The 19,905-nt window shown below is 75.7% G+C and carries 17 protein-coding genes; 9 read left to right on the plus strand and 8 right to left on the minus strand.

Annotated elements, in window-relative coordinates:
- Positions 1 to 27: 27 nt before the first annotated feature.
- On the minus strand, positions 28 to 873 hold the full coding sequence (locus ABZW10_RS17645) for a hypothetical protein (RefSeq protein WP_355365938.1): 846 nt from the start codon (positions 871 to 873) through the stop codon (positions 28 to 30).
- A 227-nt stretch (positions 874 to 1,100) separates the two neighbouring features.
- On the opposite strand from ABZW10_RS17645, the gene ggt reads away from it, so the two are divergent.
- The 3 genes from ggt to ABZW10_RS17660 all read left to right on the plus strand — a co-directional run bounded on the left by ggt (position 1,101) and on the right by ABZW10_RS17660 (position 4,709).
- Positions 1,101 to 2,891 carry a gamma-glutamyltransferase gene (gene ggt / locus ABZW10_RS17650; RefSeq protein ID WP_355365941.1) on the plus strand — a complete coding sequence of 597 codons (1,791 nt, stop codon included), beginning with the start codon at positions 1,101 to 1,103 and terminating at the stop codon, positions 2,889 to 2,891.
- A gap of 146 nt (positions 2,892 to 3,037) precedes the next feature.
- Positions 3,038 to 3,841 carry an exodeoxyribonuclease III gene (locus ABZW10_RS17655; protein ID WP_355365944.1) on the plus strand — a complete coding sequence of 268 codons (804 nt, stop codon included), beginning with the start codon at positions 3,038 to 3,040 and terminating at the stop codon, positions 3,839 to 3,841.
- Positions 3,842 to 4,058: 217 nt separating this feature from the next.
- Entirely contained in the window at positions 4,059 to 4,709 is a 651-nt protein-coding gene (locus ABZW10_RS17660) for a hypothetical protein (RefSeq protein WP_355365947.1), read from the plus strand.
- 72 nt (positions 4,710 to 4,781) lie between these two features.
- On the opposite strand, the gene ABZW10_RS17665 is transcribed toward ABZW10_RS17660, so the two are convergent.
- Positions 4,782 to 5,543, minus strand: coding sequence for a lysoplasmalogenase (locus ABZW10_RS17665; RefSeq protein ID WP_355365950.1), 762 nt, complete (start codon positions 5,541 to 5,543; stop codon positions 4,782 to 4,784).
- Positions 5,544 to 5,828: 285 nt separating this feature from the next.
- Between ABZW10_RS17665 and ABZW10_RS17670 the strand changes: the two genes are divergently transcribed.
- A complete protein-coding gene (locus ABZW10_RS17670; RefSeq protein ID WP_355365953.1) occupies positions 5,829 to 7,658 on the plus strand; it encodes a DUF2398 family protein in 1,830 nt (609 codons plus the stop codon).
- A gap of 475 nt (positions 7,659 to 8,133) precedes the next feature.
- Here the strand turns inward: ABZW10_RS17670 and ABZW10_RS17675 are convergent, their stop codons facing one another.
- From ABZW10_RS17675 to ABZW10_RS17700, 6 genes are all read right to left on the minus strand, one after another.
- Positions 8,134 to 8,319: a hypothetical protein gene (locus tag ABZW10_RS17675; RefSeq protein WP_355365956.1), complete on the minus strand. Its 186-nt coding sequence runs from the start codon at positions 8,317 to 8,319 to the stop codon at positions 8,134 to 8,136.
- A gap of 147 nt (positions 8,320 to 8,466) precedes the next feature.
- Complete coding sequence (locus ABZW10_RS17680; protein WP_355365959.1) at positions 8,467 to 10,110, minus strand: BCCT family transporter; 1,644 nt, start codon at positions 10,108 to 10,110, stop codon at positions 8,467 to 8,469.
- 144 nt (positions 10,111 to 10,254) lie between these two features.
- Positions 10,255 to 10,629, minus strand: a complete 375-nt coding sequence (locus ABZW10_RS17685; RefSeq protein ID WP_355365962.1) for a MerR family transcriptional regulator — start codon at positions 10,627 to 10,629, stop codon at positions 10,255 to 10,257.
- Positions 10,630 to 10,693: 64 nt separating this feature from the next.
- Entirely contained in the window at positions 10,694 to 11,506 is an 813-nt protein-coding gene (locus ABZW10_RS17690) for an alpha/beta fold hydrolase (RefSeq protein WP_355365965.1), read from the minus strand.
- 144 nt (positions 11,507 to 11,650) lie between these two features.
- Positions 11,651 to 12,304, minus strand: coding sequence for a TetR/AcrR family transcriptional regulator (locus ABZW10_RS17695; RefSeq protein ID WP_355365967.1), 654 nt, complete (start codon positions 12,302 to 12,304; stop codon positions 11,651 to 11,653).
- A gap of 127 nt (positions 12,305 to 12,431) precedes the next feature.
- The gene (locus tag ABZW10_RS17700; protein WP_355365970.1) at positions 12,432 to 13,340 is read right to left on the minus strand and encodes an acyl-CoA thioesterase domain-containing protein; all 909 of its coding nucleotides are present in this window, start codon (positions 13,338 to 13,340) and stop codon (positions 12,432 to 12,434) included.
- A gap of 147 nt (positions 13,341 to 13,487) precedes the next feature.
- Here ABZW10_RS17700 and ABZW10_RS17705 point away from each other — a divergent pair, with 147 nt between their 5' ends.
- The 5 genes from ABZW10_RS17705 (at position 13,488) to ABZW10_RS17725 (ending at position 19,895) form a co-directional block, all read left to right on the plus strand.
- A complete protein-coding gene (locus ABZW10_RS17705; protein ID WP_355365973.1) occupies positions 13,488 to 14,912 on the plus strand; it encodes an SWIM zinc finger family protein in 1,425 nt (474 codons plus the stop codon).
- Positions 14,909 to 17,653 carry a DUF6493 family protein gene (locus tag ABZW10_RS17710; protein ID WP_355365976.1) on the plus strand — a complete coding sequence of 915 codons (2,745 nt, stop codon included), beginning with the start codon at positions 14,909 to 14,911 and terminating at the stop codon, positions 17,651 to 17,653. The genes ABZW10_RS17705 and ABZW10_RS17710 overlap by 4 nt, the downstream gene beginning before the upstream one ends.
- Positions 17,654 to 17,927: 274 nt before the next feature.
- Entirely contained in the window at positions 17,928 to 18,452 is a 525-nt protein-coding gene (locus ABZW10_RS17715; RefSeq protein WP_355365979.1) for a TetR/AcrR family transcriptional regulator, read from the plus strand.
- Between the two features lie 72 nt (positions 18,453 to 18,524).
- Complete coding sequence (locus tag ABZW10_RS17720; protein WP_355365982.1) at positions 18,525 to 18,884, plus strand: hypothetical protein; 360 nt, start codon at positions 18,525 to 18,527, stop codon at positions 18,882 to 18,884.
- A 63-nt stretch (positions 18,885 to 18,947) separates the two neighbouring features.
- A complete protein-coding gene (locus ABZW10_RS17725; protein WP_355365985.1) occupies positions 18,948 to 19,895 on the plus strand; it encodes a DUF389 domain-containing protein in 948 nt (315 codons plus the stop codon).
- Positions 19,896 to 19,905 lie beyond the last annotated feature (10 nt).

Raw genomic sequence — 19,905 nt, forward strand, 5'->3', positions numbered from 1 at the left:
CAGCTGAAAGTTGTCAGTTGTCAGTTGTCAGCCGGCGCGCTGCCAGCGGTTGCGGCCGTTCGCGTCCGGGCCGCAGACCATCGGCGTGCCCGCGGTGGTGACGCCGGTCGCTCCGGCCGGCGCGCAGAAGGAGCCCTGGTGGACCGTCCCGGCGCTCCCGCCGGTGGACGAGCCGCCGGTCGTCGAGCTGCCGGACGAACCGTCACCGCCTGTGCTGCCGCCGCCCGTGCTGCCGCCACCCGTGGTGCCGCCGCCCGTGGTGCCACCGCTGGAGGTGGAACCGCCACCGCCCGTACCGGAGCCGCCGGTGGTGCTGCCGGAGCCTCCGCCGTCGGCGGGCGGGGCGGTGGGGGCCGCCTGGGTAGGCCTGGGGGCCTTCGAGGTCGGGGCGGGCGCTGCGGGCGGCGCCGGGGTCTGCGGGTGCGCGGCCGAGGTCGGTGCGGCCGGCGGGGCCGGCGGCGTTGCGACCGGCGGGGCGGTCGGCGTCGACTCCGGGGTCGGCTCCGGCGCCGCCGTCTCGGCGGGCGCGGGTACCGGGGCCGGGGCGGCCGTCTCGGTCGGCACGGCCGTCGGCGTCGGCGTCTCGGTGGGAGAGGGGCTCGCGGACGCGGTGGCGGCGGCCGGGGCCGACGGCTGCTCGGCGGGCTTGGGGTTGGTCACCGCGCCGATCCAGGCCAGGCAGCAGAACGCTGCCACCGCACTGCTGAGCAGCTTCCGCCAGAGCGGCCGGGCGGGCCGGGTCCAGGCGATCAGGAAGCTCGCGAAGGGGAAGACGAGGAAGCTCGCGACGTGCACGCCGCGCCGCTGCCACCAGGGGCGGAGCGGCACCGGGGGTGCGGCAGGCGGGAACGGCGGCGGAGGAGGGGGGTACACGGGGAAGTCGCGTCCTTCGGGTGCGGAAAGCGTGCGGTGCGAGCACAAGCTATCGCCCACATGAGCAGCTGTTCATTTCTTCACTCGTTTGGGTTTGAAATGTGATCGGCTGTTCGGTGCGTTCTCCCCGGGGTTGTCAACTACCCGTTGGTAGTGACGCGGCACGGTTGTCGGGGCCATGCCTCCTGTGAAACAACGGAGTTGACGTCGACTCAGAGGAGTATCGGATGAGAGCACTGGCCCGCATCGCCCCGCCGCTCCTGCTCACCACCGCCCTGGTGTGGTCCACCGCCGGACCCGCCGGGGCGGCGCCGCCGCCGGCCAAGGTGCCCGAGGCGGTCGGCTGGGGCGGGGCGGTGGCCAGCGTGGACGCCGACGCCACGGCCGCCGGCATCGAGGTGCTGCGCAAGGGCGGCAACGCCGTGGACGCGGCGGTCGCGGTCGCGGCCGCGCTGGGCGTCACCGAGCCGTACTCGGCCGGCATCGGCGGCGGCGGATACTTCGTCTACTACGACCACGCCACCGGCCGGGTGCACACCATCGACGGCCGGGAGACCGCCTCCCGCAAGGCCGACACCTCGCTCTTCCTGGAGAACGGCGCACCGCTGCCGTTCGCCGACGCCGTCACCAGCGGCCTGTCGGTCGGCGTGCCGGGCTCCCCGGCCACCTGGGAGACCGCCGTCGGACTCTGGGGCCGGCGCAGCTTCGCCGAGGCGCTGAAGCCCGCCCAGCGGATCGCCGAACAGGGCTTCACCGTCGACCAGACCTTCCAGGACCAGACCGCGCTCAACCAGGCCCGGTTCAAGGACTTCCCGGACACCGCCAAGCTTTTCCTGCCCGGCGGCGCGCTGCCCGCCGTCGGCTCCACCTTCCGCAACCCCGACCTCGCCGCCACCTACCGCCAGCTCGGCAAGGAAGGCACCGGGGCGCTCTACCGGGGCGCGATCGGCGAGGACATCGTCCGCACCGTGCAGCACCCGCCGGTCGACCCCGCCTCCGGCCGGACCGCCCGCCCCGGCCAGGTCGACGCCGCGGACCTGGCCGCGTACCGGGTCCGCCGCCAGCAGCCCACCCACGTCGCCTACCGGGACTACGACCTCTACTCGATCGCCCCCTCCAGCTCCGGCGGCACCACCGTCGGCGAGGCGCTCGGCATCCTGGAGGACGGCGAGGTCGCCGACTACGACGCCACGCAGTACTACCACCACTTCCTGGAGGCCTCCCGGCTCTCCTTCGCGGACCGCAACCGCTGGGTCGGCGACCCGGCGTTCAACGACGTGCCGACCGCGGAACTGCTGTCCGCGCGCTACGCGGCCTCCCGCGCCTGCCTGATCAGCCCCGACCGCGCGCTCACCAGCCCGGTGGCCCCCGGTGACCCGCGCCACCTGGCCGGCTGCCCGGACGCCGCCCCGGCACCCGCCGCCGAGCCCTACGAGGGCCTGAGCACCAGCCACCTCACCGTGGCCGACCGCTGGGGCAACGTCGTCTCCTACACCCTCACCCTGGAGCAGACCGGCGGCAGCGGCATCACCGTCCCCGGCCGCGGCTTCCTGCTCAACAACGAGCTGACCGACTTCAACTTCACCCCGCTGTTCCCCGGGGTGCCCGACCCCAACCTGCCCGGCCCCGGCAAGCGGCCGCGCTCCTCGCTCTCGCCGACCATCGTGCTGCGCGACGGCGAGCCCCTGCTGGCGGCCGGCTCGCCCGGCGGCGCCACCATCATCACCACCACCCTGCAGGTGCTGCTCGGCCGCCTCGACCGGGGCCTGAGCCTGGAGCAGGCGATCGCCGCGCCGCGCGCCAGCCAGCGCAACACCGCCGCCACCCAGGCCGAGCCGGCCTTCCTGGCCCTGCCCGAACGGGCCCGGCTGGAGGCGCTCGGCCATGTGTTCACCGGCACGCCGGAGATCGGCGCCGCGACCGGCGTCGAGCGGCTGCCGGACGGGCGCTGGCGTGCCGCCGCCGAACCGGTGCGCCGCGGCGGCGGCTCGGCGGCGGTGGTCCGGCCCGCGCCGTGACGCCGGGCGGGACTGTCGGTGCCGTTCGGTAGATTCGGGGTGGGCGTCCATCGGGCCGCCGGTCCACCGGGGCAGCCGCCCACGGGCCGGCCGTCCACGCGGGCGTCCACCCCTGTACCGAACCGCCACCGGGAAGGCCGCCCGCCGTGACCGTCCGCATTGCCACCTGGAACATCAACTCCGTCACCGCGCGGCTGCCCAAGCTCCTCGAATGGCTGGAGAGCGCCAAGCCCGACGTGCTCTGCCTCCAGGAGCTCAAGTGCGCCGCCGACGCCTTCCCGTACGAGCCGGTCCGCGAGCTCGGCTACGAGACCGCCGCGCACGGCACCGGCCGGTGGAACGGCGTGGCGATCGTCTCCCGGATCGGCCTCGACGACGTGGTGCGCGACCTGCCCGGGCAGCCCGGCTACCTCGCCGACGACGCCTTGCTGCCCGACGTCGAGCCCCGTGCCGTCGCGGCCACCTGCGGCCCGGTCCGGGTCTGGTCGGTCTACGTGCCCAACGGCCGCGAGGTCGACCACGCCCACTACCGCTACAAGCTGGAGTGGCTGGAGGCGCTGCGCCTCGCCTCGCTGGAGGACGCGGCCGGCGAGCGCCCCTTCGCCGTGCTCGGCGACTTCAACATCGCGCCGAGCGACGAGGACGTCTTCGACATCGCCGCCTTCGAGGGCCTCACCCACGTCACTCCCGCCGAGCGGGCCGCGCTCGCCGCCCTCGACGCGGCCGGGCTGCACGACGTGGTGCCGCGCCCGCTGAAGTACGACCGCCCCTACACCTACTGGGACTACCGGCAGCTGGCCTTCCCGAAGAACCGGGGCATGCGGATCGACCTCACGTACGCCAACAAGCCCTTCGTGGACGCCGTCACCGACAGTTACGTCGACCGCGAGGCGCGCAAGGGCAAGGGCACCTCGGACCACGCCCCGGTCGTCGTCGACCTGGACCTCTGACCTGCTCCTCCGGCTTGGTCCGCCGGCCTGGTCGGCGTGACGGCCGGCGGGTGACGGCTCGCGGGTCGCGGGGTGCCCGCGTCTCGCTCGAACGGGCCAGAGCGGTGGCCGGGTGTGGAGCGGGTGCCTACCGTCGGTGAGTGACCGGGTGCGGTTGATCGATCACGTGGACGTCGGAGTCCCCGGCCGCGCCCGAGAGAATTCCGGAGGTTCCGGTATGCGCCCCACGCGTACGGCCGCCGCCGCCCTGATCGGCGCGACGCTGCTGACCGGCCTGACGGCCCCCCTCGCGCTGGCCAAGGACGGCGCCGCCTCGGTCAGCCCGTCCCAGGCCGCACCGGGCCAGACCGTGACGGTCACGGTCGCCTGTGAGAAGTCCGACAAGCCCAACGCCAAGACGATCACCGCCAACTCCCAGGCCTTCGAGGGCGGCCCGGCCACCCTCACGCTCGGCTCCGACGGCAAGCACACCGGCTCCGCCCGGCTGGCGGACAAGTACGGCGGCGACAACAAGGTCGACGGCACCTGCCCCGACGGCGCCGTGTTCGCCACCAACGTCACGGTGACCACGGTCTCGGTGTCCACCGGGTCCGGCGGCTCCGGTGCGCACGGCGGGTCCGGCGCGGCCGGCGGTTCCGCGCCCTCGGGGATCGGCGGGTGGAGCCAGGCGGCCGGTGAGTGGGCCGGTTCGCTCGGGCAGTCCGGCGCCGGCAGCCAGCAGGTCGCCCCGCACGGTGCGGTGAAGACCGGCCTGGGCGGCTCGATCGCGGCGAACCCGGTGGAGCTGGCGGGCGGCGCGCTGCTGGTCGCGGGCGGGGTCGGCGGCTTCTGGCTGCTGCGGCGCCGCGCGGGCGCCGGGTCCGCCTGAAGGAAGGCGCCCACGGGTGCGGCCCGCGGGCGGGTGCCGCCGGACGAACCGTCCGGCGGCACCTTCGCGCGGTCAGACGGTCTGCTGGGCCTCCCGCGCCTGACGGTCCTCCCCGTCCTCCCGGCCCTCCGGGGACTCCCGGTCCTCCTGGGCCTCGGCGGCCCGCAGCGCACCGGTCGCCAGCAGGTACTGCGCCAGGATGTACGTGGCCATGATCCAGAACTCGTGGCCCGGCAGCTCCCGCCAGTGGGCCAGCTTGGTGGCGATCAGGGTGTCCGAGAGCAGGAACAGCGCCCCGCCCAGCCCGGTCCGCACGCCCAGCCCCGCCGAGGTCACCGCCGTCGACGCCAGCAGCAGGCTGTACCCGGCCACCGGGATCCGCAGGTCCCCGAGGTCCGGCCAGAGCAGGGCCACCATCGACGCCCAGGCCGTCGCGTACGCGGCCGCGACCACCAGCGTCCGGCGCCGGTCGGTCAGCGCGCCCTGGCCGGCGAACATCGTCACGTAGCAGACGTGCGCCGCCGCGAACGAGCCCATTCCGGCCAGGAACGTCGCGTCCTGGCCGAACTGGAGCAGCACGTCCCCGCCCGCGCTCGCCAGCAGTGCCGGCGCCAGCAGCTTCGGTGCCTTCCGGCCGGCCGCGGCGGCACTGGCGACGCTCTGCGCGGCCAGCAGCGGCATCAGCGCCGGCTTGGTGGCGTGCCGCAGCGCCGGGGTGTCGCTCAGCAGCGCCCCCAGGTGGACGGCCGAGGTGGTGGCGAAGCCGGCGAGCAGGCCGGAGGCCGAGCGAAGCCGGCCGCCGAGAACGGCGCGGGTGGTCGTACGGATGCTCATGCGGCGGTGTCCTCCGGACGGCTGGGGGGAGCGGGTGGTGGGGGCGGGTGGCCCGTGCCGGGCACGATAGGGGACGGGAAGGGGGTTCGGAAGAGATTGTTACCCGTGCGTAGGGCGGGCGGGGCCACCGGGGTGACGGGTCGCCGTCCTTCCGTCGTCCTTCCGCCCTCCTCCTGCCCTCCTCCTGCCGTCCTCCCGCCGTCCTCCCCGCCTCCGGCCGGATGTCGCCGCGCGTCGGGCGGCTGCCAGCGGGGGCCGCGCCCAGCGTCTAGTCTGGTCCCCGACATGAAGCAGCAGGAGTACGCGACCGGCGCCGCACGGACGGCCGGTGGCACGTCGGACGGACGCACGGGCGGGGCGGGGCGGAGCACCACCGACGCCGTCGTCGCCGTACGCGAACCCGCCTGCGGCCCCGTACCCGGCGCCGCGACCGGAGCTGACGCCCCGCAGGACCCGGACGCCCCGGCCGCGCCACCGGGGGAACTCTCGCCCGACCCGGCGCTGCTCCGGCTCGCACGCTGGTTCGCGGAGGCCGACCCCGGTACCGCCGACGACCTCTGCGCCGCCTCCTTCGGCCTCTACCCGGCCCGTCACTTCGGCGCCCCCGCCGAACCGTCCACCGCCGAACCCGCCGGTCCCGCCGCTCCCACCGATTCCTCCGATCCTGCGGAACCGTCCGCCGCCGAGGTCAGCTGGTGGCACGGCCCCACCGCGCACACCCCCGCGCCGCTGCGCACCCGCGAACCGCGCACCGCCCCCGGCCTGCGCCGCGCCCGCCGCGACGCCGCCGCGCTGCCCGTCGTGCTCTCCGGCGCCAAACCGGGCAGGCCCGGGCGGCACCGCAAACCCGAACAGTCGCGGGCCGCCGCCGCCGTCGTACCGCAGGATCGTTCCGCCGTCACCACCGCCTCCGAACGCCGGATCGCCGCCCGGCTGCTCCTCGCCCACCCGCTGGTCACCGCCTCCGGACCACACGCCGACGGCTTCCCGCTGATCCGCCGTCACCGCGACTGGCTCACCGAGCGCTTCGACACCCTGCTCGGCTACCCCCTGGTGGTCGGCCCCTGGCACGCCCGTCTGCACAAGGCCGGCCCCGGCCCCGGCGCCGTCCGCCGCCTCGAACACCCTGCCACCGGCGCCCCGTTCACCCCCGGCGGCTACGCCCGGCTCGCCCTGGCCCTGGCCCTGCTGGTGGACGCGCCCGAACGCCTCCCGCTCGGCCGCCTGCTGGCCGCGATGGACGCCGCCGACCCCGGCATCGGTCCGGACATCGGTCCCGGCCCGTCGACCGGGCCCGCCGACCTCGCCATGGCGTTCGCCGTGCTCGCCGACTGGCAGGTGCTCACCGACCTTCCGGCCGACCTTGTCACCGGCCTCGCCACCAGTCCCGGCGATGCCGCGGGCGTCCTGACGGTCGACCGGGAGCTCGCCCGCGCCGTCCCGGCCGGCCCGCCCGCACTCGCCGACGACGCCGCCGACCTCATCCGCCGCGCCGCCGAGGCCGAGCCCGGTACCGCCGTCCGCCGCCGCCTCGCCGAGACCCCCGCCGTCCTGGCCGCCGACCTGCCCGGGGAGCAGCGCGCCTGGCTGCGCGACCACCGGCACTCCGGCCCCGCCGCGCTCGCCGACTTCCTCGGCCTGGAGGCGGAGCAGCGGGCCGAGGGCGTCGCCCTCCTCGACCCGGCGGAGGAACTCACCGACCTCGCCCTGTCCGGCGCCGGGACGGCCGCCCAGGCGGCGCTGCTGCTGGTCGAGCGCCTGGTCGAGGAGGTCCGCCCGCTGCCCGGCGAGACCACCGGCGCCGATGTGCCCGTCCCGGACGCGCTGATAGACGGCGTGCTCGGCGACATCGCCGACGAGTACGGCCTCCCGGCGGGCTGGCGCCGCGACTACCTCGCCGACCGCACCGCCCTGCGCCGCGACGCCCTCGACCTGCTGCACCGCATGGGCCTGATCACCACTCGCCCCTCGGGCTGGCTCCTGCGCGCCCCCGCCGCCCGCTACGCCCCGGCCCCCGACCTCCTCCCCACCCCGGGTACCGGCCGCCACTCCCGCCCCACCCCGGACATCACCATCCCCGCCCCCGCCGCCCCCCGAGCCGGCCAACCCGCCTGACCCCCCACCCGGCCCCGGCCGCCCGAGGCCCCGGGGCTCTGCGGCCCGAGGGCTGTCATCTGTGCCTCCGCGCCCGGCCGGATTCGGCCGGCCTGCCTGCTGGCGCCGCCCACAGCGCACCGTCGGCGCCCCTGTGTCCCACTGGAGGCGGCTGGCTCGTCCGACCTTGCCGTTGAGTGGCCGGTCGCGGCGGGGCGGCCACGGTCCCGGGGCGGGGTCACCGTTGCGACCTCGGCTGCCACGTCTCGTTGCAGCCGCCGCTTTCGCGTCCGGTCCGTCAGGGCTTGTCGGTACGGTCCCGGTTGCCATGCCTGGTGCGGGCCGACGGGTGCCTCTGCAGCGGTCGGGCAGCGGCTGTTTTCTCCCGGTGCCGTGCGCGGCCGTTCTCGGCTGCCGGCGGCGGTGCGGGTGCGGTGTCGTTGCTCGTGCCCGGCGGGGAGGGGGCGCCGCGGCGGTGCGGGCGCGGCGCGGGGGCCTACTTCTGCACGGTGGCCGTGGCCGTGGCGACGGTGCCGTGCTGGACGGTCTCGACGGTGGCGGCGACGCCGAGGGTGCCGAGGGCGACGGAGGCGAGGACGGCGGTGCAGGCCAGGAAGCGGCGGTGGCGCTGGGGCATGGGGAAGCGCGGTTCCTGGAGGGTCGCCGTGAGGTTGGCGTTCATGTCACGGAGGGTTCCAGGCCGGTGTGAACGATCGCTACGTACGGGTGAAGTCCGGATGGGAGGTGGGCGTCACTTTGGGCGAAATGTGCACCATGGCAGGTCATGGCCCCCGGGGACCGACCCGTGGGGCCGTCCCCGGAGGGGTTTTCACCCGGTCGGGGGACGCTGGTTGCCCCGTCGGACATCGGCCAGGGCCTCGCCGACGGCGACCCGGACGGCGTCCCGCAGGCCGTGGGCGGGGTGGAAGCGGGGCGGTCCGGCGGAGGGGTCGGTGCGCAGTTCCTTCACCAGGGCGACGCACAGCAGCAGCATCACCACGACGAACGGCAGCGCGACCAGGATGGTGGCGTTCTGCAGCGCGGTGAGCCCGCCGGCGAGCAGCAGCGCGGCTGCGACGCCGCCCATCAGCACGCCCCACACCACCACCAGCCAGGTGCGCGGGTGCAGTGAGCCGCGGCTGGAGAGCGAGCCGAGCACGAGGGAGGCGGAGTCGGCGCTGGTGATGAAGAAGGTCATCACCAGCAGCACCGCGACCACGCTGGTCACCGCGCCGGCCGGGAGCGCGCGCAGCATCTCGAAGAGCGAGGCCTCGGCGCCCTGCGGGATGGTCGCGACGAGGTCGGCGGCGCCGGTGGTGTCCAGCCGGATCGCGGTGCCGCCCATCACGCAGAACCAGATCACGGTGGCCCCGCTGGGCACCAGCAGCACGCCGAGCAGGAACTGCCGCACGGTGCGGCCGCGCGAGATGCGGGCGATGAAGGTGCCGACGAACGGGGCCCAGGAGAGCCACCAGGCCCAGTAGAAGATGGTCCAGGTGCCGAGCCAGTCCTCGTCGGTGAAGGCGCCGGTCTGGGTGGACATCACGGTCAGGTTGGAGAGGTAGCCGCCGACGGTGGAGGGGATGGTGTCCAGTACGAAGACGGTGGGGCCGACGAGGAACACGAAGACCATGATCAGCGAGGCCAGCACGACGTTGGCGGTGGAGAGCCATTTGACGCCCCGGTGCACGCCGGAGAAGGCGGAGACCACGAAGGCGGCGCTCAGCGCGCCGATGATCACCAGCTGGGTGCGCTCGCTGTTGCTGACGTCGGAGATGTGGCCGAGCCCGTCGGCCACCTGGAGGGCGCCGAGGCCGAGGCTGGTGGCGGAGCCGAAGACGGTCGCGAACACCGCGAGCAGGTCGATCGCCCGGCCCTTCCAGCCGTTGGCGCCGCGCTCGCCGATCAGCGGGACGAAGGCGGCGGAGATCCGGTTGCCCCGGCCCTTGCGGAAGGTGGTGTAGGCGAGCGCGAGGCCGCCGACCGCGTAGATCGCCCAGGGGTGCAGGGTCCAGTGGAAGAGCGAGAACTCCAGGGCCTGCCGGGCGGCGGCCGCGGACTCGGGTTCGAGGCCGGAGCCGGGCTGCGGGGCGGCGAACAGCTGGAGCGGTTCGCCGACGCCGTAGAACATCAGGCCGATGCCCATGCCCGCGCTGAACATCATGGCGACCCAGGCGGTGGTGGAGAACTCGGGTTCGTCGTCGTCCCGGCCCAGCCGGATCCGGCCGAACCGGCTGAAGGCGAGCAGGACGGTGAGGACGAGGAAGACGTCGGCGGCGACGACGAAGAGCCAGCCGAAGTTGTGCAGGACCCAGCCGAGGGCGGTGCCGGACGTCCGGCCGAGGGAGTCCTCGGCGAAGACGCCCCACGCGACGACCCCGAGCACCGCGACGGCGCCGACCCCGAACACGACCCGGTCGACGGGGAGGGTGGCGGCGGGATCGTCCGGCGGCCCGGGCGGCTGACTGGTCATGGGGTACCTCTCGCGGCGAACTGGCGGGCCGACGGCGTGCAGGTGTCGACGACATGATCGAAATAGGAATACATGTCGTACTATGTCCAGTTCTCGCCGGGAGAGGCGGCAGGGCGCGCCGGGGAGGCGCGACCTGGGCGGGCGTCAGGCGGCCGCGTACGGGCGGGACGGCGGCACGGCGGCGTCCAGGTACCCGGCCAGGGCCCGCCGGCTGCGGGTCAGCTCGGTGATGCGCGCGTCGAGCTCGGCCAGTTCGCCGCGGAGGGTGCCGAGCAGATCGGGGCAGGCTTCCAGAGCGGGGAGCGGCCCGGTCGCGCAGGGGAGGATCCGCGCGATCACCCGGGTGGGCAGGCCGGCCGCGAGCAGGCTGCGGATCTGGCGGACCCGGACGGTGTCGCCCTCACCGTACTCGCGGTAGCCGGCGGACGAGCGGGTGGGTTCGAGCAGGCCCTGCTCCTCGTAGTACCGCAGCAGGCGGGTGGACACCCCGGTCAGGCGGGCGAGTTCTCCGATGCGCATGACCGGGCAACATCGCCGCCGGGCCGGGTGTTCCCCTCCGCCGGGCCACCGGGCCACCGGGCCGTCAGGCCCGGGCGGCGTCCGGGCCGCCGTCGGCGTCCGCCAGGAAGCCCAGCAGCAGGTCCCGCAGCTCGGGCAGCCGCTCCACCATCGGCAGGTGGCCCGCCGTCAGCTCGGTCAGCCGGGCGCCGGGGATGCCCAGTGCCAGCGCCCGGTGCTGCTCCGGCGGCACCAGGCCGTCCTCGGTGGTGGAGACGACCAGGGTGGGCACGGTGACGCGGGCCAGCTCGGCGCGGACGTCGGCGCGGCCGGCGAGCTCGAACTGCCAGCGGAAACCCGCCGGGACCGGCGTGGCGGCCAGGGTGGCGCGCAGCTCGTCGAAGCGCGCGGCGGGCAGCTCCTCCACCCAGGTGCGGCCGAAGGTGACGGCCAGCGAGTGGTCGGCCAGCAGCGCGGGGTACGCGGTGAGGGCGATGGCCTGGTCGGCGAGCAGCCGCAGCCGCCGCGAGCCGCCGGCCACCCCGGCGAGCAGCAGCAGCGAGCGGACCCGGCCGGGGTGGCGGGTGGCGATCCGGACGGCGACGGCGGCGCCGAGGGAGTAGCCGGCGAGGTCGAAGTCGGCGAGGCCGGCCGCGTCGGCGGCGGCCACCAGGCGGTCGGCCAGTTCGTCGAGCGAGTGCGGCGTGCCGGGCTCGTCGGGGCTGTCGCCGGAGCCCGGGTAGTCGGGGGCGACGACGGTGCGGTGGGCGGCGAGGTCGTCGAGCAGCGGGCCCCAGTTGTCGTGGACGCTGCCGCCCGCGCCGTGGGCGAGCAGCAGCCCGGGGCCGGTGCCCCGGACGGTCCGGGCGAGCGGAGCGGGGGCGGGGGGCGTGGCCATGGGGTCCTCCTGGGCGGACGGGGGTTCGGGGATCGGGCCGTGGTCGACCCGCTCCGCACGGTAGGACTTCACATCGGTGTGAAGGTCAAGCCGGGGGAGCGCCACGGCCCGGTCACCCGGTCACCAGGCCGGCTGGACCCGCGGTCAGGCCTTGGACGGGACGTCGTACGGGGCCGGGTAGGCGGTCTCGTACGGGGTCAGCACCAGCCGCACCACGTCCTCCAGCCGCCGTCGGGCGTCCCCGAGGGTGGTGCGGCCGGTCACCCAGGCCGTCAGCTCGCCCTGCCAGGCGTGGCCGACGATGTGCCGCACCAGGTCGCTCGCGGCGGCCGGCACCTCGTCGGCCATCACCGCCTGGAGCGCCGCGCTGTCGGCCCGGGCCATGCCCTGCAGGGCCTCGCTGGCGAAGGGGTCGGTGGAGGCGGCGACGGCCACCCGCAGCCGGGCCAGTTCGGGCTGGCGCTGGTAGGCCCGCATGCCGCCGCGGACGAACCGCACCACCCGGTCCGTGGCGCCCAGGCCGGCGCGCGGTCCGCGCAGCTCCGCCACCAGGTCGGCCAGCAGCAGCCGGTGCCATTCGGCGATCGCCGCCGCCAGCAGGTGGTCCTTGGAGGAGAAGTAGCGGTACGCCGTCCCCAGGGCGACTCCGGACCGCTCGCAGACCTGTTTCATCTGCAGCCGTTCGACGCCGATCTCGTTCACCAGGGCGAGCGCGGTCGCGATCAGGCTTTCGCGGCGTTCGAGCTGACGCGGAGACATCGCCTCCACCGGTCGTGGTGACAGGTCAACCTTGGTCACCCGCACCATGATACGGGCCGGGGCCGCTCAGGAATATGACGCCGACCGGCCGCCCGCCGTTCGCCCCCCGGCCACCGGGTGGTGGCGGGGTCCGGCGGGCGGCCGGCGGAAGGCCGGTCGGCCGTGGTCAGCGCGGTGCGACCAGGCGTTCGCGGATCAGCGCCTCCTGGACGGCGGAGGCCACCAGCCGGCCCTCGCGGTCGTAGAACTCGCCCAGTGCCAGCCCGCGGCCGTCCGAGGAGGAGGGGCTGCGCTGCGCGAACAGCAGCCACTCGTCGGCCCGGAAGGGGCGGTGGAACCACATCGCGTGGTCCAGCGAGGCCATCAGCAGCCGGGGCGGCTCGGTGCGCTGGAAGAAGTTCGGCTGGACGTGCAGTCCGGCCGTCGAGGCGAGCGTGAGGTCCGACAGGTAGGTGAGCGCGCAGACGTGCAGCAGCGGGTCGTCGGCGGGCAGCGGCGAGCCGGTGCGCAGCCAGACGAACTGCTGCGGCATGCCGGGCACGGCCGGCGGCACACCGGGTGCGTCCGGCGGGACGAACCGCATCTCCAGGTCGCCGAAGCCGCTGTCGGTCAGCGCGGCGCGGGCCTCGTCGTCCCAGGCGGAGAAGACGTCCGGCAGCTCCTCGGGGCCGGGCAGCCGCGGCACCTCGCGGTGCCGGTCGGCGGCGGGCTCGGGGCGCTTGAAGGAGGCGGAGAGGCTGAAGACGGCCTCGCCGCGCTGGACCGCCGTCACCTGCCGGGTGGCGTAGGAGGTGCCCTGGCGCACCCGGTCGACCCGGTACTCGATGGGGCGGCTCGGGTCGCCCGGGGTCAGGAAGTAGCCGTGCAGCGAGTGCACCGAGCGCTCCGCCCCGATCGTCCGTCCGGCCGCCGCCAGGGCCTGCGCGGCGACGTGCCCGCCGAACGCGCGCATCGGCGCACCGGCGTGGCAGCGGCCGCGGAACGTGTTCTCGTCGAGGCGCTCGATCCGCAGCAGTTCGGCGAACGGGCCGACCGTGCCGGTGGCTCGTCTGTCCTGTTCGGTCAGCTCTGTCACAGGCCCATACTGGCAGACGCGGGCCGTGCGCCGGTGTGACCTGGGTAACCTCGGACCCGAACATGCTTGCTAGAACGTGTTCCACTATTCGAAGACCGGAGGGTGTTCCGAGGTCGACTGTCAGTCCCCTGACCTAACGTGCTCGGCATGTCGCAATCCGCACACGCGTACGCCTATCTGCGCCCGTCCGCCGTCCTCGACGGCGAGGCCGGCCGGCGCCTCGCCCTGGAGACCTCCGGCGGCACCACCCCGCTCGGGGCGGCCGCCCATCCGCGCTTCTTCGCGGGTTTCCTGGCCGAGCCCGCGCCGGCCGCCGCCGCGCTGCTCGCCGTCGCCGACGTCGCCGCCGCCCGCTACTACCAGCCGCAGCTGCGCGCCTCGCTCGATCCGGTGGTCACCGCCAACGGCGACCGGCTCCGCTTCGAGTCCTTCTCCGGCTGCTGCGGTGTCTACGCCCGCCTCGACGTGCTCGCCGCGGGCCTGGACGGCGACGAGATCGGCCACGGCACCACCAACGTCGACGTCAACAACCCGCTGCGCGAGGCGCTCACCCGGATCGGCCCCGCCGAGCCGCTGCACCTCGCCGTCGGCCCGGACGCCCTGGAGGTCACCACCTTCGACGGGCCGGTCGTCGAGAAGAAGGTCCCGCTGCCGGAGCGCTGGCTGCGCGGCTTCGCGGAGACCCAGGTCACCGCCGCCGGGTTCGACCTGCGCGCCGAGCTGCCCGCCCTCGAGGCGGTCCGCTTCCTGCGCTCGCTGCCGCGCGACGGGCGGGCCGGTGCGCGTGTCGCGCGGTGGGTGGTGCCGGCCGGGCGCACGCTGCGGCCCACCACCCGGCCGGTGCCCGGCGCGGTCTGCCTGCCCGGGCCCGAGCGGCTGGCCGCCCTGCAGCGGGTGCTGCGGCACGCGCGGGCGCTGCGGGTCTACGGCCCGCCGGTCGCCGGGGGCGGCCCGGCGGCCTCCGCCTGGGAGGTCGAGCTGCCCGGGATGCGGCTGACCCTCACCCTCTCGCCGGACGCCTCACGGGGCTTCAGCGGCGAGGGCGGGGTGCTCGGCGCGCTCGCCACCGGCACCGCCGAGCAGGACGCCGACCTGGTCGCGGCGCTGCTCGCCTGGGAGCCGCGGATCGAGATCGCCGAGCTCGCCGACCAGTCCGGGCTCGGCGCGGCCCGGGTGCGGGCCGCACTGACCCGGCTCGGCACCGCCGGGCAGATCGGCTACGACGTCGCCGAGGCCGCGTACTTCCACCGGCAGCTCCCGTACGACGCGGGGCGCGCGGAGGCGGCCAACCCGCGGCTGAAGGCGGCCCGGGCGCTGGTCGAGGCCGGGGCGGTACGGCTGGAGCAGGGCGGCGCGACAGCCGTCGTCACGGTGGACGACCACGTCCAGCGGGTGCGGACGGACGCGGGCGGCGCGGCCGGCTGCACCTGCCTGTGGTGGGCGAAGTACCGGGGCGGGCGCGGGCCGTGCAAGCACGTGCTGGCGGTGGACATGGTCCGCGAGGCGCGGGCGCGGGGCGGGGCGGTCGACGGACTTCGGGAAGACGGACTTCGGGAAGGGACGGCGCGATGAGCACCGCAACGGCGAAGAGCACGGACACGGTGGCGCCGGCCGCGGCGCCGGACGCGGTGGAGGCCCTGCTGGCGGCGGTCCGCGAGGGCCGGACGGGCGAGGTACCGGTGCTGCTCACCGCCCTCGGGCCGGCCGAGCGGCGCTCCTGCCTCCCGGCCCTCAAGGAACTGCGCCGGACCAGCCGCGGCGACTGGTCCAAGGAGGCCAACCGGCGGATGGGCGCGCTGCTGGTGGCCGGCGCCGGCTGCCACCCCGGTCCGGCGGGCGCCGCCACCTGGATCGGCGCCCGGGACTTCACCGGGCGCTCCTGGGCCCGCCACCCCGCCCTCGCCGACGTCGTCGAGGCCCAGCCCGTGGAGTGGCAGACCGAGGTGGTCGCCCGGCTCGCCGCCAAGCGCGGCAGCGGCTGGAGCTGGGACCTCTACCCGCTGATCGAGCGCGTGGTGCGGCGCACCGGCTGCACGGTGCCGGCCTCCGACGACTTCGTCACCGAGTGGCTGCGCTCGGCGGCCGGCGCGGACCGCGGCCCGCGCGGCACCGCCACCACCCTGCTGGAGCGGCTGCGGACGGACACCTTCACCCCCGTGATGCTCCCCCGGCTGTTCGAACTCGACGACGTCTCCTGGCCGCTCGACAACACGTACACCACCCGATCGGGTGACAACTGGCCGGCGGCCATCGCCGGACTCGCCGAGTCCGGGCACTTCGGTCGCGAGGAACTGATCGACCTCTGCCTCGCCCGGCTGGTGCGCGGCGGAAAGACCGCCGACCAGCGCTCGTTCCTCGCCGTGCTGACCGCCTTCGCGCCCACCCCGCAGGAGTACGCGGCCCGGGTCCGCGACCTGCTGGTGCTGCTCGACGGGCCCTCGGCGCTGGCGGGCCACGCCCAGCAGGTGCTCACCGGGCTGGACGAGGCCGGGCTGATCGAAGCGGAGGCGGTCGTCGAGGCCTCGGCGGTGGTGCTGTTCCGCAGCGAGAAGAAGCTGGTGCGGGCCCAGCTCTCCTGGCTGGAGCAGGCCGCGAAGCGCACGCCCGAGCGGTCGGGACCGGCGGTGCTGGCCGCCGCCGGGGCCTTCGGACACCCCGACAGCGCGCTCCAGGAGCGGGCGCTCAACCTGGTCGCCCGTCGGCTCAAGGCCGCCGGCGAGGCCGTGCTGCCGGAGCTGCGGCTCGCCGCCGAGGCGCTCAACCCCGCCCACCACGCCCGGGCCGGCGAGCTGTTCGGCGCACCCGTCGGCGGCGCGGCGGAGGACGACGACACCGCCTGGGCCGAACTGCTGCCGCCGGTCCCGGTGCCCGCCCCGCTCGGCGAACCGCTCGCCGGCCCGGTGGAGGTCGCCGAGGAGCTGGCGGTGCTGCTGGCCGGTGGGCGGCCCGACGTCGCCGTCTTCGAGCGCGTCCTGGACGGCCTGGTCCGGCACGCCCACCGCGACCGGGCGGCGCTCGCGCGGGCGCTGGAGCCGGTGCTGCGGGTGAACCAGTGGCGGGACGTCGGCCGCTGGCGGGACTGCGGCCCGGGTGACGTGCTGTACCTCGCCGTGGTGGTCGCCGGGAAGGCCGACCCGCACCGGCCCGGCTCCGTCTTCCGGAACAAGGGCCGCAACCCGCTGCGCGGCACGCACAACACCGAGTACGGCAACGCCCTGGCCGCCCGGATCGGCGAGGCCGCCGAACGGGTCACCGCCGCGGCCCCGCCGTACCTGCTCGCCACGCCGACCGACACCACCGGCGCGATCGCCGCGACCGTACTGGTGGAGCGCCTCGCCGGGTACGAGGCGGCGGGTGTCACGCCCGGCCCGGCGGACCTCAGCGCCGCGCTGCTGCGGACCGCCCCGACGGCGGACCCGTCCGTGCGGGCGGCGGCCGACCGGCTGACCTCGGCGGCCGGGCGGTGGGTGGCCGTCTGGCTGCGCGACGGCGGCCTGCCGGTCCAGGTCTCGGAGCGGGTGCTCTTCGCGCCCGGCGCCGGGTACGAGCGCAAGCGGCGCTACTGGGACCGCTGGTGGGAGGAGCTCCGGCGGATCGTGGTCACCCAGCGCGGCAGCGCCGGCCCGGCCGGCCCGGCCCGCGAGCGGCTCGCCGCCGAGTTCCGTGTGCTGCTGGAGGGCACCACGCCCAGCGTGGCCCGGGTGCGGCGGGCGGACGAGTGGCTCAGGGAACCCACCGTGCACTGGGCCGCGATGCTGCCGCACCACCGGGAGGAGCTGGCCGCCCGCTGGCTGGACCGGTTCGCCGACTGCGCCGACCGCGACCGGCGCGGCACCGCCGGGATGCTGGTCGTGCTCGCCGAGGCCGGCGGCCCGGCCGGGCTCGCCCTCCACCTCGCCCTCGGCTACGGCCTGGGCGCCCGCCACCCCGAGGACCGCGCCGCCGCCGTCGACGCCCTGCTCGTCCTCGCCGCCCGCGGCGACCTGGACGGCGCCCTGCTCGGGCGTGAACTGGGCGAACTGGTGACGCTCGGCACCGTGAAGCCCGTCCGCCTCGCCCAGGCCCTGACCGCCGCCGCCGACACCGGCGCCCACGCCACCGTCTGGTCCGTGCTGGCCGCCGCCCTGCCGTCCCTGCTCGCCGGTGAGGCGCCGCGCGGCGCCGCGGACCTCCTCGCCCTCGCCGCCGACACCGCCCGCCGCAGCGCCGCCCGCGGCCCGATCCCCGAAGTCACCGCCACCGCCGCCCGCCCCGGTACCAGCCGCCTCGTGAAGGAGTCCCGCACCCTCCGCGACCTCCTCGCCACCCCCTGATCCCGCCCGCACCTGCCCGCGCTCGGCTCCGCCCGTCCGCCCACCGGCGGCATCTGCCAAACGGCTCCGCCCGACAGGCGGAGCCGTCGGGGCCCCTGTGGTGACGGGGTTGGGCGGGGGCCGCAGTGGCGCCGGCTGGTTACCGCTCGGGGTGCCCGGGATCCGCGCTCCTGACGGACCACCAGTGCCGCCGCCTTCCCCCGACGCCGCGGTGGGACAAGTTTGAGAACGGTCGTTCTTGACCGGGCGTTCTCAAACTCGTAGAGTCCTCGGCATGGGAAGACCACGCGCCTTCGACGAGGAACAGGCTGTGCGGGCGGCGGCGGAGTTGTTCGCCGTTCGCGGGTACGAGGGGACCTCGGTGGACGATCTCGTCACCGGGCTCGGGGTGCACCGGGGGAGCCTCTACAAGGTGTTCGGGAGCAAGCGCGGGCTGTACCTCGCCGCGCTGCGCCGGCACCTCGACGAGGAGGTGCTGCCGCTCGCGGCGGCGCTGCGGGAGGCGGACGGGCTCGGTGCGCTGCTGGCGCAGGCGGTGGCCGCGTTCGACGGCGGGCCGGCCGCCGGGTTGCTGCTGTCGGCCGCCGTGGAGCGGGCCGGGAGCGATCCGGAGGTCGGCGCGCTGGTCGGCGAGGGGCTGGCCGCGCTCGACGACGCGGTCGAGCGGGCCGCCGGCACCCCCGCCTCCACCGCCGGGGTGCTCGCCGCGACCGTCCTCGGCCTGCGGCTGCGGGCCCGCGCCGGTCTCGGCGGACCGTCCCCCGACGCGGTGCTGGCCTTCGCCGAACGTGTCGGCTGACCTTCGACCGGCGCCGATCGGAAACAGATCATCCACCAGTCATCCAATCCACCAGTGGGAGGAAGCAGTTCCATGGCCCGTGTCAGCACCACCGACCAGAACCTCGTCGTCGAGATCGAGGGCCTCGACCGGCTCTGGGCGATCCGCAGCCGCATCGAGATCCCGCTCGCCAACGTCCGGGGCGCGACCGTCGACCCCGGGATCCTCCGCGAGCCCAAGGGGCTCAAGGTCGGCGGCACCCACTTCCCGGGGCTGATCACCGCCGGCACCTTCCGCTCGGGCGGCGAGTGGGTCTTCTGGGACGTCAAGAACCCCGCCAAGGCCGTGGTGATAGAACTCGCCGACGAGCGGTACAGCCGGCTGATCGTGGAGGTCGACGACCCGCGTGCCACCGTCGACCTCGTCGAGCACGCCAAGCGGCCCGCCGCCTGACGGGGCAGTCGATCCGTCTAGGGTGATCGGAACCCTCCACCGCCTCGCCCGTCCGGAGCACCCGTGCTGCACCTGCGTCTGATCGTCCCCGCCGACCTGCGCGACACCGTGCTGACCTGCCTGGACGACTGCGTCGGCGTGACCCATGTGGTCCTGCTGCCCGACGCGGCCGTCCGGCCCACCGGGGACGTGGTGCTCTGCGACGTGGCCCGCGAGTCGGCGGACGAGGTGCTGGCGGGGCTGCGGGCGACGGGCCTGACCGAGCGGGGCGCGATCGACGTCCAGGAGGTCGAGCTGACGCTCTCGGCCGCCGCCGACGAGGCCGAGCGGCTCGCGCCCGGCGAGGGCGCCGACGCGCTGGTGTGGGAGTCGGTCGCCGAGATCACCCACGAGGAGTCCACCCTCACCGGCGTCTACCTGGCCTTCCTCACCGTGGCGACGATGCTGGCCGCCTGCGGCGCGGTGCTGGACAGCGCGATCCTGGTGGTCGGGGCGATGGCGGTGGGGCCGGAGTTCGGGCCGCTCGCCGGGCTGTGCGTGGCGCTGGTGCAGCGGCGCGCGCGCCCCGCGCTGCGCTCGCTGAACGCGCTGGTCGCCGGTTTCGCGGTGGCGATGGCGCTGACCGTGGCGTTCTCGCTGCTGATGGACGGCCTGGGGCTGTTCAGCCACGGGAGGTTCGACGGGGCGCGGCCCAATACCTCGTTCATCTGGCAGCCCGACGCCACCTCGTTCGTGGTGGCCTTCCTCGCGGGCATCGCCGGTCTGCTCTCCCTGACCTCGTCCAAGGCCGGCATGCTGGTCGGCGTGGCGATCTCGGTGACCACGGTGCCCGCCGCCGCCAACGCGGCGGTCGCCCTCGGGTACGGGGACTTCCGGCAGTTCTGGGGCTCCAGTCTCCAGCTGCTGCTGAACATGGCGGGGATCGTGCTGGCCGGGGTGCTCACGCTCCTGGTGCAGCAGGGCGCCTGGCGGCGCATCCGCCGCCAGGCCGCCGCCCGCGGATCCGCCTGAAACGGCGGCG

This window comes from Kitasatospora sp. NPDC004723 (assembly GCF_040609255.1).
Taxonomy (GTDB): domain Bacteria; phylum Actinomycetota; class Actinomycetes; order Streptomycetales; family Streptomycetaceae; genus Kitasatospora.